The 15,658-nt window shown below is 66.3% G+C and carries 16 protein-coding genes and 1 pseudogene; 10 read left to right on the plus strand and 7 right to left on the minus strand.

The window, feature by feature from the left end; all coding sequences use genetic code 11:
- Position 1 precedes the first annotated feature (1 nt).
- Together MSM1_RS02980 and MSM1_RS02985 are read left to right on the plus strand one after the other, a co-directional pair.
- Positions 2-676, plus strand: a complete 675-nt coding sequence (locus MSM1_RS02980) for an isoprenylcysteine carboxylmethyltransferase family protein (RefSeq protein WP_213440109.1) — start codon at positions 2-4, stop codon at positions 674-676.
- Positions 677-711: 35 nt separating this feature from the next.
- Positions 712-2,438 (plus strand): annotated as a pseudogene (locus tag MSM1_RS02985) (CocE/NonD family hydrolase).
- Here MSM1_RS02985 and glgC read toward each other — a convergent pair.
- On the minus strand, positions 2,435-3,649 hold the full coding sequence (gene glgC, locus MSM1_RS02990; RefSeq protein WP_213440110.1) for a glucose-1-phosphate adenylyltransferase: 1,215 nt from the start codon (positions 3,647-3,649) through the stop codon (positions 2,435-2,437). The pseudogene MSM1_RS02985 and the gene glgC sit on opposite strands and share 4 nt — an antisense overlap.
- A gap of 168 nt (positions 3,650-3,817) precedes the next feature.
- Here glgC and glgA point away from each other — a divergent pair, with 168 nt between their 5' ends.
- Positions 3,818-4,981, plus strand: a complete 1,164-nt coding sequence (gene glgA / locus MSM1_RS02995) for a glycogen synthase (RefSeq protein ID WP_213440111.1) — start codon at positions 3,818-3,820, stop codon at positions 4,979-4,981.
- A gap of 30 nt (positions 4,982-5,011) precedes the next feature.
- Here glgA and MSM1_RS03000 read toward each other — a convergent pair whose 3' ends face one another.
- The 6 genes from MSM1_RS03000 to MSM1_RS03025 form a co-directional block, all read right to left on the minus strand.
- On the minus strand, positions 5,012-5,179 hold the full coding sequence (locus MSM1_RS03000) for a DUF3117 domain-containing protein (RefSeq protein ID WP_213440112.1): 168 nt from the start codon (positions 5,177-5,179) through the stop codon (positions 5,012-5,014).
- A 152-nt stretch (positions 5,180-5,331) separates the two neighbouring features.
- Entirely contained in the window at positions 5,332-5,904 is a 573-nt protein-coding gene (locus tag MSM1_RS03005; protein WP_213441332.1) for a DNA-3-methyladenine glycosylase I, read from the minus strand.
- 2 nt (positions 5,905-5,906) lie between these two features.
- On the minus strand, positions 5,907-6,257 hold the full coding sequence (locus MSM1_RS03010; protein ID WP_307857265.1) for a DivIVA domain-containing protein: 351 nt from the start codon (positions 6,255-6,257) through the stop codon (positions 5,907-5,909).
- A 35-nt stretch (positions 6,258-6,292) separates the two neighbouring features.
- Positions 6,293-7,258: a glucosyl-3-phosphoglycerate synthase gene (locus MSM1_RS03015; protein ID WP_213440113.1), complete on the minus strand. Its 966-nt coding sequence runs from the start codon at positions 7,256-7,258 to the stop codon at positions 6,293-6,295.
- Positions 7,255-8,079 (minus strand): dihydropteroate synthase, encoded by an 825-nt coding sequence (folP, locus tag MSM1_RS03020; protein ID WP_374101686.1) that lies wholly within the window; start codon positions 8,077-8,079, stop codon positions 7,255-7,257. Before folP ends, MSM1_RS03015 begins: the two co-directional genes overlap by 4 nt.
- 119 nt (positions 8,080-8,198) lie before the next feature.
- Positions 8,199-8,534 (minus strand): hypothetical protein, encoded by a 336-nt coding sequence (locus MSM1_RS03025; RefSeq protein WP_213440115.1) that lies wholly within the window; start codon positions 8,532-8,534, stop codon positions 8,199-8,201.
- A gap of 77 nt (positions 8,535-8,611) precedes the next feature.
- Here MSM1_RS03025 and hisN point away from each other — a divergent pair, with 77 nt between their 5' ends.
- From hisN to MSM1_RS03060, 7 genes are all read left to right on the plus strand, one after another.
- Positions 8,612-9,397 (plus strand): histidinol-phosphatase, encoded by a 786-nt coding sequence (gene hisN, locus MSM1_RS03030; protein WP_213440116.1) that lies wholly within the window; start codon positions 8,612-8,614, stop codon positions 9,395-9,397.
- 21 nt (positions 9,398-9,418) lie between these two features.
- Positions 9,419-10,513: an AmmeMemoRadiSam system radical SAM enzyme gene (amrS, locus tag MSM1_RS03035; protein WP_213440117.1), complete on the plus strand. Its 1,095-nt coding sequence runs from the start codon at positions 9,419-9,421 to the stop codon at positions 10,511-10,513.
- Positions 10,514-10,605: 92 nt separating this feature from the next.
- A complete protein-coding gene (locus MSM1_RS03040) occupies positions 10,606-12,033 on the plus strand; it encodes an acyl-CoA dehydrogenase family protein (protein WP_213440118.1) in 1,428 nt (475 codons plus the stop codon).
- A 30-nt stretch (positions 12,034-12,063) separates the two neighbouring features.
- Positions 12,064-13,272, plus strand: a complete 1,209-nt coding sequence (locus MSM1_RS03045; RefSeq protein ID WP_213440119.1) for an acyl-CoA dehydrogenase family protein — start codon at positions 12,064-12,066, stop codon at positions 13,270-13,272.
- Between the two features lie 282 nt (positions 13,273-13,554).
- The gene (locus tag MSM1_RS03050; protein WP_213440120.1) at positions 13,555-14,553 is read left to right on the plus strand and encodes an oxidoreductase; all 999 of its coding nucleotides are present in this window, start codon (positions 13,555-13,557) and stop codon (positions 14,551-14,553) included.
- A gap of 97 nt (positions 14,554-14,650) precedes the next feature.
- Entirely contained in the window at positions 14,651-15,052 is a 402-nt protein-coding gene (locus MSM1_RS03055; RefSeq protein ID WP_213440121.1) for a response regulator transcription factor, read from the plus strand.
- A 223-nt stretch (positions 15,053-15,275) separates the two neighbouring features.
- Positions 15,276-15,650: an NADH-quinone oxidoreductase subunit A gene (locus tag MSM1_RS03060; protein ID WP_213441334.1), complete on the plus strand. Its 375-nt coding sequence runs from the start codon at positions 15,276-15,278 to the stop codon at positions 15,648-15,650.
- Positions 15,651-15,658 lie beyond the last annotated feature (8 nt).

Here is a 15,658-nt window from a genome sequence, read left to right on the forward strand (position 1 = left end):
CATGAAACCACTTGGCAAAGGAGTAGTTTCAGCAGCTTTGGGCATCGCGGCCTTCGGATTGATGCTGTTCCTGCCGGCATGGACGTTCCAGTACTGGCAGGCGTGGGCGTTCCTGGCTGTATTCGCCCTCTCGACGTGGATCCCGAGCATCTACTTGGTTCGGACGAACCCGGCCGCACTTGAGCGCCGCATGCATGCGGGGCCGTTTTCGGAGACGAGGATGGTGGAGAAGATCATCATCTCTGCCGTGTTCCTCTTGTTCGTGGCAATGATGGTGGTCAGCGCCCTCGATCATCGCTTCGGCTGGTCGTCGGTGCCGACGACGGTCTGCCTGGTCGGTGATGTTCTGGTGGCGCTCGGACTTGGGCTGGCGATGCTGGTCGTCATCCAGAACAGTTACGCGGCCGCCAACATCACCGTCGAGGCGGAACAGAAGGTGGTCACCACCGGGCTGTACGGCATCGTCCGGCACCCGATGTATGTCGGCAACGTGATCTTGATGCTGGGCGTACCGCTCGCCTTGGGGTCGTATTGGGGACTCGTCTTCCTCATCCCGGGACTGGCCGCTCTTGTCCTGCGCATCCGCGACGAAGAACAGGTCCTCGAAAACGAATTAGCCGGATACGACGAATACCGGAAGAAGGTGCACCACCGCTTGGTGCCCTTTATCTGGTAGGCCGATCTACCCCGACGCGACCTAAGGTATTGGGCATGGCCCGACAACCCGTGCCTGCACTGGACCGGCCATGGCGCCGCTCCGGCGCGGTCCGTTATGCGCTGTCCCGGCTGCGCGGCATCGCCAAGCCACCGATCACCGTCACCGATCCCCCCGCCGACATCGTCGTCGACCGCGACGTCGAAATCCGAATGCGCGATGGAACCCTATTGCGGGCCAATGTCTTTCGCAGTGCCGACGACGTTGGCCATCCGGTCGTGCTGAGTATCCACCCGTACGGCAAGGACAACTTGCCGACTCGGCGGGGTAAGTGGTGGACCTACCCGCGGCAATATCGCATTCTGCGCCAGCCGGATCCGGTCACCTTCTCGGCGCTGACCGGCTGGGAGGCTCCGGACCCGGCCTGGTGGGTGGCGCAGGGCTTCGCGGTGGTCAACGCCGACCTGCGCGGTTGCGGTCACTCCGGGGCACCGCCCAGTTGCTGTCGCAGCAGGAAGGCCAAGACACCTACGACGTCGTGCAGTGGGCGGCCGGCCAGCCGTGGAGCGACGGACGGGTGGTCATGCTCGGGGTGTCATATCTGGCGATCACCCAATACCGCGCCGCCGCGCTGCAGCCGCCGGGACTGCGGGCCATCTGCCCGTGGGAGGGTTTCACCGACATTTACCGGGATCTGGCGTTTCCCGGCGGTATTCGAGAAAAGGGCTTTACCCGGATCTGGGCGCTGGGAATACGTCGCACCACCCGGCAGGCGTACGACATCCTGCGGATGCAGGATGCCCACCCGCTGCGTGATGAGTTCTGGAGCTCGCTGGTGCCCGATCTGTCGGCGATCCGGGTGCCGATGCTGGTCTGCGGCAGCTTCTCCGACAACAACTTGCACAGCCGCGGTTCCATCCGCGCGTTCACCCACGGTGGCTCCTCGCACGCTCAGCTGTACACCCATCGCGGCGGCAAGTGGTCGACCTTCTACTCCGGGCCCGCGCGCGCCGAACAACTAGTGTTCATCCGCGCCGCCCCGGACGGCGCACGCGACGCCCGTAGCGTTCGGCTCGAGGTGCACGAAGACCGTGACACCGTCACAGCGGTCCGCGAAGAGAGCGAGTGGCCGCTGGCGCGCACCCGCTGGCGGCCACTGTATCTCGCCCGGCCTGGCATGTTAGCGACCCAGCAGGCGTCGACGCCGGGACGCATCACCTTCAAAACCCGTTCCCGCGCCGCGGCGTTCAGCTGGACAGTTCCCGACGATATCGAGCTGACCGGCCCCATGGCCGCACGGCTGTGGCTCGAATTGCACGGTTGCAACGACGTGAACCTGTTCGTCGGACTGGAGAAGTGGCGCAATGGACGGTTCGTCGGATTCGAAGGGTCATACGGCTACGGCCGCGACCGGGTGACCAGCGGATGGCAGCGCGTGTCGCTGCGCGCACCGGATCCCGGGCTGTCGCAGCCATGGGAGCCCGTCCCAGCGTGCACCTAGCCGCAGCCGCTGCGCGCCGGCGAAGTGGTCGCGGTCGATGTGGCGCTCGGTCCGTCGGCGACCCTGTTCCGCGCCGGAGAGCAGCTACGACTGCTCATCGCCGGCCGCTGGTTGTCGCCGCGCAACCCATTCACCGGCCAGTTCCCGGCCAACTATGTTCGATCACCGCGCGGTCGCACCATCTGCTGGTGCCAGAAATCCCGGCCTAGCAGGCCGAGCAGACGCAAAATCACCCGTTTCAGCAAGCAAACGGATGATTTTGCGTCTGCTCGCGCGGATTAGATCCAGACGCCCTTGCCGACCGCGACCACGCCGCCGGCGCTGATGGCGAAGCGTTCCCGGTCCTTCTCCAGATCCACTCCGACCATCTCGCCCGGCCCGACCACCACGTTCTTGTCCAGGATGGCGTGCCGCACCACCGCGCCGCGGCCAACCCGGGTGCCCGGCATGATCACGCTGTCTTCCACGATCGCGCCGTCGTCGACGACCACGTTCGACGACAGCACCGAGTGGCGCACCGAGGCTGCGGAGATGATGCTGCCTGCGCCTACGACCGATTCCTGAGCCGATCCACCCTTGACGAATTTAGCCGGTGCCAGATTCTCCATCGCGCCACGGATCGGCCAGCGCTTGTTGTAGAGGTTGAACACCGGGTGCACCGACACCAGATCCATGTGGGCGTCGTAAAACGCGTCCAGGGTCCCGACGTCACGCCAGTAACCGCGGTCACGGTCGGTGGCGCCGGGCACCTCGTTATCGGCGAAGTCGTAGACCGCGGCTAGCCCGTCGGCAACCAGCCGCGGGATGATGTCACCGCCCATGTCGTGGTCGGAGCGGTCATCCTCGGCGTCGGCCCGGATAGCGTCGATCAGCACCTTGGTGGTGAAGATGTAGTTGCCCATCGAGACGAACGTGAACTCGGGGCTGTCCGGGGTTCCAGGGGGATCCATCGGCTTCTCGATGAAGCTGCGGATGCGCCCGGACTCGTCGGCATCGAGACAACCGAACGCGCTCGCCTGCGCGCGTGGCACCCGAATGCCGGCCACCGTCGCCCCCGCCCCGCTTTCGATGTGAAACCGCACCATTTGCTCGGGGTCCATGCGATACACATGATCAGCCCCGAAAACCACGACGTAGTCCGGGTCTTCGTCGTAGATCAGATTGAGCGATTGGTAGATCGCGTCGGCCGAGCCGGTGTACCAGCGCGGGCCGAGGCGTTGCTGGGCCGGCACCGGGGTGATGTACTCACCGGCCAAACCCGACAGCCGCCAGTTCTGTGAGATGTGACGGTCTAGCGAGTGCGACTTGTATTGGGTCAGAACACAGATTCTCAGGTACCGGGCATTGACGAGATTCGACAGCACGAAGTCGATCAGCCGGTAGGCGCCGCCGAAGGGAACCGCGGGCTTGGCCCGGTCTGCGGTCAGCGGATAAAGCCTTTTGCCCTCCCCACCGGCCAGGACGATGCCCAGCACGTGCGGCGAGTCCCTCATAAAACAAACCTATCGGCCGCCGAGAACCGTTGCCAGGGCAATCGGAGGATTGATCGCTGCGCGACGGCCTGTCGGTCAAGGTGTTTGGCTCGGTTGGACCGTCCTCTCCTTCGCAGCGCCGGGGCGCAGCCCTTCACAGAACTGCGCGGCGCCCTTTAGCGTTCCGGTATGCGGGTGGCGATGATGACCCGGGAGTACCCACCGGATGTCTACGGCGGTGCCGGGGTGCACGTCACCGAGTTGGTCGCGCACCTGCGCCACGTGTGTGAGGTAGACGTGCACTGCATGGGTGCGCCCCGACCGGACGCGGTCGCACATCAGCCCGACCCGCGATTGGGGGAGGCGAATCCCGCCCTGTCGACGTTGTCAGCCGATCTGCTTATGGCCAATGCCGCCGCGGCCGCCAGCGTCGTGCATTCGCACACCTGGTACACCGCCCTGGCCGGGTATGTGGCCTCGGTGCTCTACCAGATTCCGCACGTCGTGACCGCGCATTCGCTCGAGCCCCTGAGGCCGTGGAAAGCCGAGCAACTCGGCGCCGGCTACCGAGTGTCGTTGTGGGTGGAGCGCAGCGCAGTGATGGCCGCCGACGCCGTCATCGCCGTGAGCTCCCGGATGCGCGACGACCTGCTTCGCGTCTACCCCACCCTGGAGCCAAGCCGGGTTCATGTCATCAAAAACGGGATCGATACCGACCTTTGGTACCCGACCCGGCCCCGCCCGGGCGAGTCGATACTGGCCGAACTCGGGGTCAATCCCGACCGGCCCATCGTTGCGTTCGTCGGGCGGATAACCCCGCAAAAGGGCGTCACGCATTTGATCGCAGCCGCCCATCGATTCCGCCCGGATGTGCAACTGGTGCTGTGCGCCGGGGCGCCCGACACACCGCGGATCGCCGCCGAAGTACGTGCCGCCGTAGCCGAACTGGCCCGTTCTCGCACCGGTGTGTTCTGGGTCCGGGAAATGCTGCCGGTCCAGAAAATCCGTGAGATACTGTCGGCGGCAACAGTTTCAATATGCCCATCGGTGTATGAGCCATTCGGGATTGTCAACCTGGAGGCAATGGCCTGCGCAACGGCGGTGGTGGCCTCCGATGTCGGCGGGATACCGGAAGTGGTCGCCGACGGCATCACCGGTTCGCTGGTGCATTTCGACGCCGAGGACCCGGCCGGATACCAGGCCGGCTTGGCCGAGGCAGTCAACGCCCTAATTGCCGACGCCGGCACGGCGGAGCGCTACGGACGTGCCGGGCGCCAGCGTTGCATCGAGGAATTCTCCTGGACACACGTCGCAGAGCAGACGTTGACCGTCTACCAAAAGGTGTGCGCGTAGCGCCAGCGGACCCCGCAAGAGAACGCGCCGCTAGCTGGTGACGCTTTTGAGTTCCTCACCCAGTGCGGCGGCCTCGTCGGGTGTCAGCTCAACGACGAGTCGACCGCCGCCCTCGAGTGGTACTCGCATCACGATGCCGCGCCCCTCCTTGGTCGCTTCCAGAGGACCATCACCGGTCCGGGGCTTCATCGCCGCCATCGAGTGCTCCCTCCACATTGGCCCGCCGTCACGAGTCCTGTCGGTGCCGGGCATGCCCCGCCGTCCCCATACCCGACGTTGAACTGCCAATTCACGCCTCTATTGTTCACTATTCCCGTCGGCTGGTGCATCCGGCCCGGTTTTGGCGAGTCTCACCGCGCCGCCGGCGGTACCCAGCACGTGCGAATGTGGTCGTCGACCATCCCGGTCGCCTGCATCAGCGCGTAAGCGGTGGTAGGGCCCACGAACCGAAACCCGCGCCGTTTCAGCTCACGTGCCATGGCCGTTGATTCTGCGGTGGCCGAAGGAATTTCCGACGCATCGGCTGGTCGGGGCCGCGGGTCCGGGCGGAATGACCACAGCAGCTCGGAAAGGTCGACGTCGGCGGCGGCGCGCGCGTTGGCGATCGTCGCTTCGATCTTGGCCCGGTTGCGGATGATCCCGTCGTCGGCCATTAGGCGGGCCACGTCGGCGTCGCTGTAGCGGGCGACCACCTCGATGTCAAATCCGGAAAAAGCGCGCCGGAAATTCTCCCGTTTGCGCAGGATGAGCAGCCACGACAAGCCGCTCTGGAAGGCTTCCAGGCTCATCCGCTCGAACAACGCCACCCGGCCGCGCAAGGGGCGACCCCACTCGTGGTCGTGATAGTTACGGTAAAGTTCGCGGTCCGTCCCGTGTCCAGCATCAGCCCAGGCGCAGCGAACCAGCCCGTCACCGCCCGGCACAGTCACCTCGCGATCTGGTCGTTTCCGGGCTGGCTGCCCGCGGTGCTCACCTCGTTGGGGGGGACCGACGCCGCGTGAGCCGCTGCCAGCTGGCTACGCAGCAAATCCAGCTCGCGGCCCAGCCGGTCCAGCACCCAATCGACCTCACTGGTCTTGTACCCCCGCAGCACCTGGGTGAACTTGACCGCATCGACGTCGGCACGCGTAACACCCGACGCCGGCAGCATCGTCGCGGTGGTTGCTCGGGGAAGAGGCGGCAGCTGTTCACCGCGGCCGAACAGCAGACTGGCGGCGCCGAACAGCACGATTGCCGCCAGGATCAGCACCGCCAGGTACAGCAACACCAATACCACGCCATCGATATTGCCTCATAGCGCGCCAGCAGTGGTCAGCGTGGTCGCAAGGCATTCATCGGTGGGCGGTCCGCCAGCGAGACCGGCCAAGTGCGGGACGTGTAGCCGTCGTCGTCGACGAAGAACTGGGTCAAGCCCACCCCGGAGTCTGGGATTCCGCATCGGGAGAGCAGGGTGGCGATAACCTGCCGGCTCATCGCTCCCAGCTCGGTCAGCGGACGGTTGCGATGGGCACGGACGCCGAGGTTGACCTGCGCGATCGCATCAAGGCCCAACCGGTCGTAGGTGTCGATCAGCAGGCCGATCTCTACTCCGTATCCGGGGGCGAAGGGCACCGAGGTGAGCAGTTCGCGGGTAGCCGCGTACTCACCGCCCAGGGGCTGCAGCACACACCCCAGCTCGGGCCGCAATGCAGCCAGCAGCGGGCGCGCCACCAATTCGGTGACGCGCCCGCCGCCGGTTGTGCTCTTGGTGTCGCTGCTGTCGCCGACAATCAACGGCCGCCGGTAAAAGCTTTTCACCAGGTGAATGCCGTCGCCGGTAAGCAGCGGACCCACCAGCCACGGCACAAACATCGGGTGCGGGTTGATCAGGTCGGAGTCGATGAACACCACGATGTCGCCGCTGGTCGCCGCCAGCGACCGCCACAACGCCTCGCCCTTGCCGGGCCGTGGACTCACCTCGGGCAGCGCCTGTTCCCGGCTGACGACGCGGGCCCCGGCGGCGATGGCCCGGATCTCGGTGGCATCGGTGGAGCCCGAGTCCAGCACGATTAGCTCATCGACCAGCCCCCCGACCAATGGCGAAATACTGTCAATGACCGCGCCGATGGTTTCCTGCTCGTTGAGAGCGGGCAGCACCACCGAGATCGTTCGCCCGGCTTTGGCGGCCTCCAGCTCGCCGGTCGTCCAAGCTGGACGGCTCCAACTGCGGTCGGACAGCCAGGTGTCTCCGGGCAGTCCGGCGAGGGTGTCCGTCTCGGCCAGCTCTGATGCCGTCACGCCAGCCCCCTTACCGTGCGCGCCGGCGGGCGTTTTCCGTGGATGGAGGCCACCATCTCGAGCACCCGTCGAGTCGGAGCGACCTGATGCACCCGGAACATCCGGGCTCCCGCCGCGGCCGCAAGCGCGGTAGCCGCCAGTGTTCCCTCGAGCCGTTCCGTGAGATCCACGCCCAGAGTCTCCCCAACGAAGTCCTTATTGCTCAAAGCCATCAGCACCGGCCACCCGGTCTTCACCAGATCGTCCACGTGACGCAAGAGCGCCAGCCCGTGGAAGGTGTTCTTGCCGAAATCGTGGGTCGGGTCGATCAGCACGCGATCCCGCGCTACCCCAGCGGCTACCGCCCGTGTGGCGGCCGCGGTCAGCTCGCGGATAACCTCGTCCACCACGGCGCGAGTGGTAATGCCGTAACTCACCCGGAACGGGCGGGTGCGCGGCGCCGCACCGCCGGTGTGCGAGCACACCAAACCGGCTCCGAACTCAGCCGCCACCCCGGGTAGGTCCGGGTCGGCCCCACCCCAGGTGTCGTTGACCAGATCGGCACCCGCCTGGCACGCCTTCCTGGCCACCGCCGAACGCCAGGTGTCGACACTGATCAGTTGGTCCGGGTATGCGTCGCGCAGCCATTCGATGAACGGCACCACCCGGCCGGTCTCGGTCTCGATGTCGACACTCTGGCCCGGTCCTGCCTTGACACCGCCGATGTCGATGACGTCGGCGCCCTCGGCGATCGCGCGGTGGGCGGCGGCCTTGGCGGCATCGTCGCTGAAGGTGGCGCCCCGGTCGTAAAAGGAGTCCGGGGTGCGGTTGACGATGGCCATAATCAGGGGGCGGTCCGCCGCGACCGGACGACCGCACAGGGTGGAGTGCACGCGTCTATGGTGCCCGCTCAGGATGAGGTGGTGTGGCTCAGGCCGCAGGTGGAGCGCTATCAACCCGGCTAGCTGGCCCCGGTGGACGCCTCGGGTGGTGCGAACGCCCAGTTATCGGGGTTTCGCTGCGAGTAGACCACCGGCAGCAGCTGGCCGACACTCGGCCACTTGTCCACGTTGATCGCCATGCGCTCATACACCGCGTGCTCGTTGACCGTGGGCCCGTTGATGACACCGCTTATTGTGACGTATTGCTCGCCCGTTGCGTCGGGTCGCGGGCTGACGCCGGTGACCAGCAGCGTCCCGGCCACAGCATCGGCGCGCGGGCCGCGGCGGATGAGCCGCGGCGCCAGTAACACCACCATGGTCGCGATGAGCAGGAGCAGCACGCCGATTTCCCACATGCTGCCATGGTAGGACGGCGCACATGATCCCCCGACGAGAATAATGCCGGCGCAGTCGGCATTAAGGAGTGGCGCGCATGACCCCCCCGGATGATCTGACGCTCGCGTTGACGCTGGCCGACCGTGCGGACGTGGTGACCCTTAGCCGGTTCGGCGCGGTCGACCTGCGTGTCGGCGCCAAACCGGACCTGACGCCGGTGACCGACGCCGACGAGGCGGTCGAATCCGACCTGCGCGTGCGCCTTGGCCGCGACCGGGCCGGCGATAACGTGGTCGGCGAAGAGTTCGGCGGCCTGGCGACTTTGATTGGGCGGCAGTGGGTCATCGACCCGATCGACGGCACCAAGAATTTCGTGCGGGGGGTGCCCGTGTGGGCCAGTTTGATCGCGTTGCTGGAGGACGGTGTGCCGTGCGTTGGTGTGGTCAGCGCTCCCGCGCTGCGACGACGCTGGTGGGCGGCCCGCGGCCAGGGTGCGTTCGCGGCGGTCGACGGCGCCCCGCCACGACGGCTGTCGGTGTCCTCGGTGGCCGAGCTGGATTCGGCGAGCCTCTCATTCTCCAGCCTGTCGGGGTGGGCGCAGCGCGGCTTGCGTGACGCATTTATCGATCTCACCGACGCGGTGTGGCGGGTACGCGGCTACGGCGACTTCTGGTCTTACTGCCTGGTGGCCGAGGGAGCCGTCGACATCGCCGCCGAGCCCGACGTGTCGGTGTGGGACCTGGCGGCGCTGGACATCCTGGTGCGCGAGGCGGGCGGGACGTTTACCAGCCTGGACGGAACGCCCGGACCGCACGGCGGCAGCGCCGTGGCCACCAACGGTCATTTGCACGACCGGGTGCTGGCAAGGCTGGCCGCCGAGTAGCCTGGGCTGCGGAAGCACGTCATGGGCCACGACGATCCGTTTACCATCGCCACCGCGCACTGGCACCGCCTTGATGACGGCCGCATCCAGTGCGATGTGTGCCCGCGGGCTTGCAAGCTCCATGAGGGCCAGCGCGGTCTGTGTTTCGTCCGCGCGCGCATCGACGATCGGCTTGTGCTCACCAGCTACGGACGCTCCAGCGGGTTTTGCGTCGACCCCATCGAGAAAAAACCGCTCAACCATTTTCTGCCCGGCTCGGCGGTGCTGTCATTTGGCACCGCGGGCTGCAACCTGGCGTGCAAGTTCTGCCAGAACTGGGATATCTCAAAATCCCGCGAGGTCGACACCCTTGCCAGCCGGGCCACTCCCGGGGACATCGCCGCTGTGGCACACCAATTAGGTTGCCGCAGTGTTGCTTTCACTTACAATGACCCGACGATCTTCTGGGAGTACGCCGCCGACGTCGCCGATGCCTGCCATGAGCGGGGCATCAAGGCGATAGCGGTGACCGCGGGCTATATGTGCCCGCAACCACGCGCGGAGTTCTACCGGCATATCGACGCGGCCAACGTCGATCTCAAGGCGTTCACCGAAGACTTTTACCGGCGGCTCTGCGTCGGACACCTGAACGACGTTCTGGACACCTTGGTGTATCTCCGCCACGAAACCGACGTGTGGTTCGAGATCACCACGCTGCTGATACCGGGCCACAACGACAGCGATACGGAGATCGCCGCCGAATGCGTCTGGATCCGGGAAAACCTGGGCGTCGATGTGCCGCTGCATTTCACCGCCTTTCATCCCGACTACAAGATGATGGACACCCCGCCTACTCCCCCAGCGACACTGGCTCGCGCCCGCGCCATCGGCATCGGCGAAGGCTTGCGGTTCGTCTACACCGGCAACGTCCACGACACCGAGGGCGGCACGACAACATGTCCGGGATGCGGGTCGGCGGTTGTGGTTCGCGACTGGTACGCAATGCGCTACTACGGCTTGACCGATGACGGCCGGTGCCAGGCATGCGGCGCCCGGCTGCCGGGCGTCTACGACGGGCCGCCCGGGCGGTGGGGGCCGCGCCGACTCCCCCTGCTGACCAGCCTGTCGGACGTGTGAAGTAAATAACCAGACCCGACTATCTTACTGCGGAGTAAGATAGCGTTATCGGATAGCTACCCCACCTGCGCTTCACCAAGAGGCGGCACATCATGGCCAACACCGTCCCCGCCACCAACGGCTCCCGGGGCTCCCGGGCCCGGCGCAAGCCCACCGGCCGCGCGACCGCCATCGGGGAGCAGAGGCACAAACGGACCGGGATCGACGTCGCACTCGGACTGCTTACCCCGATTGTCGGCCAGGAGTTCCTCGACAAATACCACCTGCGAGATCCGCTGAATCGGACCCTGCGCTACGGGGTCAAGACCGGCTTTTCCGTCGCCGGTGCCACCACTCGCCAGTTCAAGCGGGTCCAGGGCCTGCGCGGTGGCCCCGCCCGGCTGGGCGCCCGCGGCACCAGGGGCACCGACTACTTTGACCTGACCCCCGACGACGACCAGAAACTCATCCTGGAAACCGTCGAGCAATTCGCTCGGGAGATCGTACGCCCGGCAGCCCCCGGCGCCGACGAGGCCGCAGCCTATCCTCGCGAGCTGACCGCTAAGGCGGCCGAACTCGGCATCACCGCGCTCAACGTCCCCGAAGGCTTCGACGGGATCGCGGCGCAGCGTTCCTGTGTGACCAACGTTCTGGTCGCCGAGGCACTGGCGTACGGCGACATGGGGCTCGCATTGCCGATTCTGGCCCCGGCGGGTGTCGCGGCAGCGCTCACCCATTGGGGTGGCGCCGATCAGCAGGCCACCTATCTGAAGGAGTTCACCGGCCAGAATGTGCCGCAGGCCTGCGTTGCCATCGTGGAGCCGCAGCCGCTGTTCGACCCAACCAACCTGGCGACCCGGGCGATGCGCACGCCCAGCGGGTATCGGCTCGAGGGGGTGAAGGCCTTGGTGCCGGCGGCCGCCGACGCCGAGTTGCTCATCGTCGGCGCCCAATTTCAGGGCAAGCCGACGCTGTTTATTGTCGAATCCTCGGCCAAGGGCCTGACCGTCAAGCCCGACCCGAGCATGGGCATCCGCGCCGCGGCGTTGGGTCAGGTCGAGCTGGACAAGGTGTCGGTGCCGCTGGGCGCCCGCCTGGGTGGCGAGGATATCACGCCCGCCGAATCCGCGCGCATCTATTCCGAGGCGATCGCGCTGTGCCGCTTAGGCTGGGCGGCGCTCGCTGTGGGCACCTCGCATGCGGTGCTCGACTATGTCGTGCCCTACGTGAAGGAGCGTGAGGCCTTCGGCGAACCGATCGCCCACCGGCAGTCCGTGGCGTTCATGTGCGCCAACATCGCCATCGAGCTCGACGGGCTGCGGCTGCTCACGTGGCGCGGCGCGGCTCGCGCCGAGCAGGGCCTGCCGTTTGCCCGGGAGGCGGCATTGGCCAAACGGCTTGGCGCCGACAAGGGCATGCAAATCGGCCTGGACGGCGTGCAACTGCTCGGCGGACACGGCTACACCAAAGAGCATCCCGTCGAACGCTGGTATCGCGACCTGCGGGCCATCGGGGTCGCCGAGGGTGTGCTGGTGATTTAACTGCAGTACTTCACAACCGAAAGACTAATTATGGCAATCAATCTGGAACTGCCCCGCAAGCTGTTGGCGGTGATCGACAAAGCCCATCAAGGCGCGGCGGAGATGATGCGGCCGATCGCCCGCAAATATGACCTGAACGAGCACGCCTACCCGGTTGAGCTGGACACCCTGGCCAACCTGTTCATGGGCGCCGCCGAGTCCAACGCGTTGGGGCTCACCGGGGCCGAGGCGTTTCGCAACGGCGAGGGCAAGGACGGAAACCGCAACGGCGCCAACATGGCAGCGGTGTTGCAAACCATCGAGGCCAGCTGGGGCGACGCCGCGATGATGCTTTCGATGCCCTATCAGGGCCTCGGCAACGCGGCGATCTCCGCGGTAGCCACCGGCGAGCAGCAGAAACGGTTGGGCAGGCTCTGGGCGGCCATGGCCATCACCGAGCCGGCCTTCGGGTCGGATTCTGCCGCGGTGTCCACCACTGCCACGCTCGACGGCGACGAATACGTGATCAACGGCGAAAAGATCTTCGTTACCGCGGGTTCGCGGGCCAGCCACATCGTGGTATGGGCAACGCTGGACAAGTCCAAGGGCCGCCCGGCGATCAAGCCGTTCATCGTTCCACGCGAGCATCCCGGTGTCATCGTCGAGCGGCTCGAGAAGAAGCTCGGCATCAAAGGCTCCGACACCGCGACCATCCGCTTCGACAACGTGCGCATCCCCAAGGACAACCTGCTCGGCAACCCCGAAATCGAGCCGGGTAAGGGGTTTGCCGGGGTGATGGAAACCTTCGACAACACCCGCCCAATCGTCGCCGCCATGGCGATCGGCGTAGCCCGTGCCGCGCTGGAGGAACTCCGCAAAATCCTGACGAGCGCCGGGGTGGAGATTTCCTACGACAAGCCCTGGCACACCCAAAGCGCCGCGGCGGCCGAGTTTTTGCGCATGGAGGCCGACTGGGAGGCCAGCTACTTGTTGGCGTTGCGGGCAGCGTGGCAGGCCGACAACAACATCCCCAACTCCAAGGAAGCGTCGATGAGCAAGGCCAAGGCCGGCCGGGTGGCCAGCGACATCACCCTCAAGGCTGTCGAACTGGCCGGCAGCGTAGGTTATTCGGAGCAGACGCTATTGGAGAAATGGGCGCGCGACTCCAAGATCATGGACATCTTCGAGGGCACCCAGCAGATCCAGCAACTGGTGGTGGCGCGGCGATTGCTGGGCCTGTCGTCCTCCGAGCTGAAGTAGCGTACGTCATTTCCCGATTTCCCGTCTTCATTTCCCGTCCGCGTCCGGTCCGGCGTCCCGTCCGCGCGAATGTCCTCGAGCCTCTGGCTCGATGTCAGCGGCCAAAAAACCGTGCTCCCACGCGGTTGCCCGGTCCGCCGCAACGCCATCAGGGCCTGGCCGTGGTCTTCGGGCGCGCCAAGCACCCCGGGGCGGGGCGGTTGGATGGCGGCGAAGCCGAGCGGGCGACGAAGGCCTCACCTAGTGGAAAACGCTGCAGAGGAGGCGGCTAGCGTCGACGGGATGAACAACTTTCGGGCACTGGTCGCACGCCAAGAGGATGACCGGATAACCACCGCGGTCGAGACGCTGACGCCCGCCGACTTGCCGCCGGGTGAGGTGACGATCCGGGTGCTGTATTCCAGCGTCAACTTCAAAGATGCGCTGGCCCTGACACCCGGCGGCGGGGTGGTGCGCAACTACCCGGTTGTGCCGGGCATCGACCTCACCGGTGAGGTAGTGGAGTCGCAGTCACCCGATTTCGCCGTCGGCGACACCGTCCTCGCCCATGGATACGACATCGGCACCGCCCGCCCCGGCGGTTATGCCGAATACACCCGGCTACCAGCCGACCAGGTGGTCCCGCTGGGGGCTCTCAGCCCGCACGACGGCGCGGCGATCGGCACCGCGGGCTTTACCGCCGCGATGAGTGTGCAGGCGCTCATCGACTGGGGGATCACGCCCGGCGCCGGGCCGGTCGTGGTGACGGGGGCCAGCGGTGGCGTCGGCTCTGTCAGCGTCGATCTGCTCGCCGCCGCCGGCTATCAGGTTGTGGCGTCCACCGGTAAGCCCGAGGCCGCCCAACGACTGAAACAGCTTGGCGCCACCGAGGTTATCGGTCGGTTGCCGGCCGATCCCGACGCCAAACCCCGCCCGCTGGCCAAGGCCCGCTGGGCGGGGGCGGTGGACTGTGTCGGCGGTGCGACGCTGGCCGACGTGCTCAGCGCCGTCAACTACCGGGGCGCAGTGGCCTGCAGCGGCCTCACCGGCGGCGCGGCACTGCACACCACGGTGATGCCGTTCATCCTGCGGGGCATTGCGCTGCTGGGTATGGATTCGGTCACTATGCCCATCGGTCCGCGCCGGAAGCTGTGGCAACGCCTCGGCGATTCGCTGCGGCCCCGTCATCTTGCGGCGATCACCACCGAGGTCGACGTCAAAGATGTGGTGAGCGTCATCGATCAGGTGCGTGCCGGGGCCTTCTCGGGCCGCGCGGTGGTGCGGGTCGCCGGCGGCTTCTGACAAGAACCGCGCACGGACGCTCCGTACGCGGTCAACCCCCATCCTGGGCGCGGCCCGCATCATCGCCGGGCGATCGTCGGGCAGTAGCATCGGCAGCGTGCCCGCATCGACCGCCAACCTGCGGATCCTCGTCTACAGCGACAACGCCAGAACTCGCGAGCAGGTGATCCGTGCGCTGGGCAAGCACCTGCACCCGGACCTGCCGGAGCTGAGCTATATCGAGGTGGCGACCGCGCCGATGGCGATACGGCACATGGACGACGGCGGGATCGACCTCGCCATCCTCGACGGGGAGGCCACACCCACCGGGGGGATAGGGCTTGCCAAGCAACTCAAAGACGAGATCGCGGACTGTCCGCCGATCGTGGTGCTCATTGGGCGCAAAGATGACGCCTGGTTGGCCAGTTGGTCGCGGGCGGAGGCCGCCGTCCCGCACCCGATCGACCCCCTCGTGCTGGGCCGCACAGTGCTCGGATTGCTTCGCACCCCGGTCCGCTAAGCCGCGGATTTCCCTGTCGGCGGCGATCGTTCGCGGAAGCCAACCAGGGGTCGGTGACCCCTTTGATCCCGGCGGTAAACCCGGGCGCCCGGCGCGCCGCCTTCGCTACGGTGTGGCCGAGGTCATAGCGAGGCCCGTGAGAAGAGCCCCACCCACGATCGCTAGGCTGACCTTGAAGGACCTTAACGCGGCAATGACGACATCGAGGGAGCGGCTGCGCGGGATGAACGTCTACACACCCATCCTGGTGTTGGGGGGGATCGCCGCTGCGTTCGCGGTGTTTTCGGTGATCGTGGCTACCGTTGTGGGCCCATCCCGGTATAACCGGTCGAAGCTGCAGGCCTACGAGTGTGGGATTGAGCCCGTGGATCGGCCGGTTAGCGGCGCGCGCGCTGGGGGCCAGCGTTTCCCGGTGAAGTATTACCTGACCGCGATGCTGTTCATTGTTTTTGACATTGAAATCGTGTTTTTGTATCCATGGGCGGTCAGCTACGACGCGTTAGGCGTGTTCGCGCTCGGGGAGATGGCGGTGTTCATACTCACGGTGTTTGTCGCCTACGCCTACGTGTGGCGCCGCGGCGGCCTGACGTGGGATTGAGGTAGGAC

The organism is Mycobacterium sp. SM1 (genome assembly GCF_018361265.1).
Lineage (GTDB): Bacteria > Actinomycetota > Actinomycetes > Mycobacteriales > Mycobacteriaceae > Mycobacterium.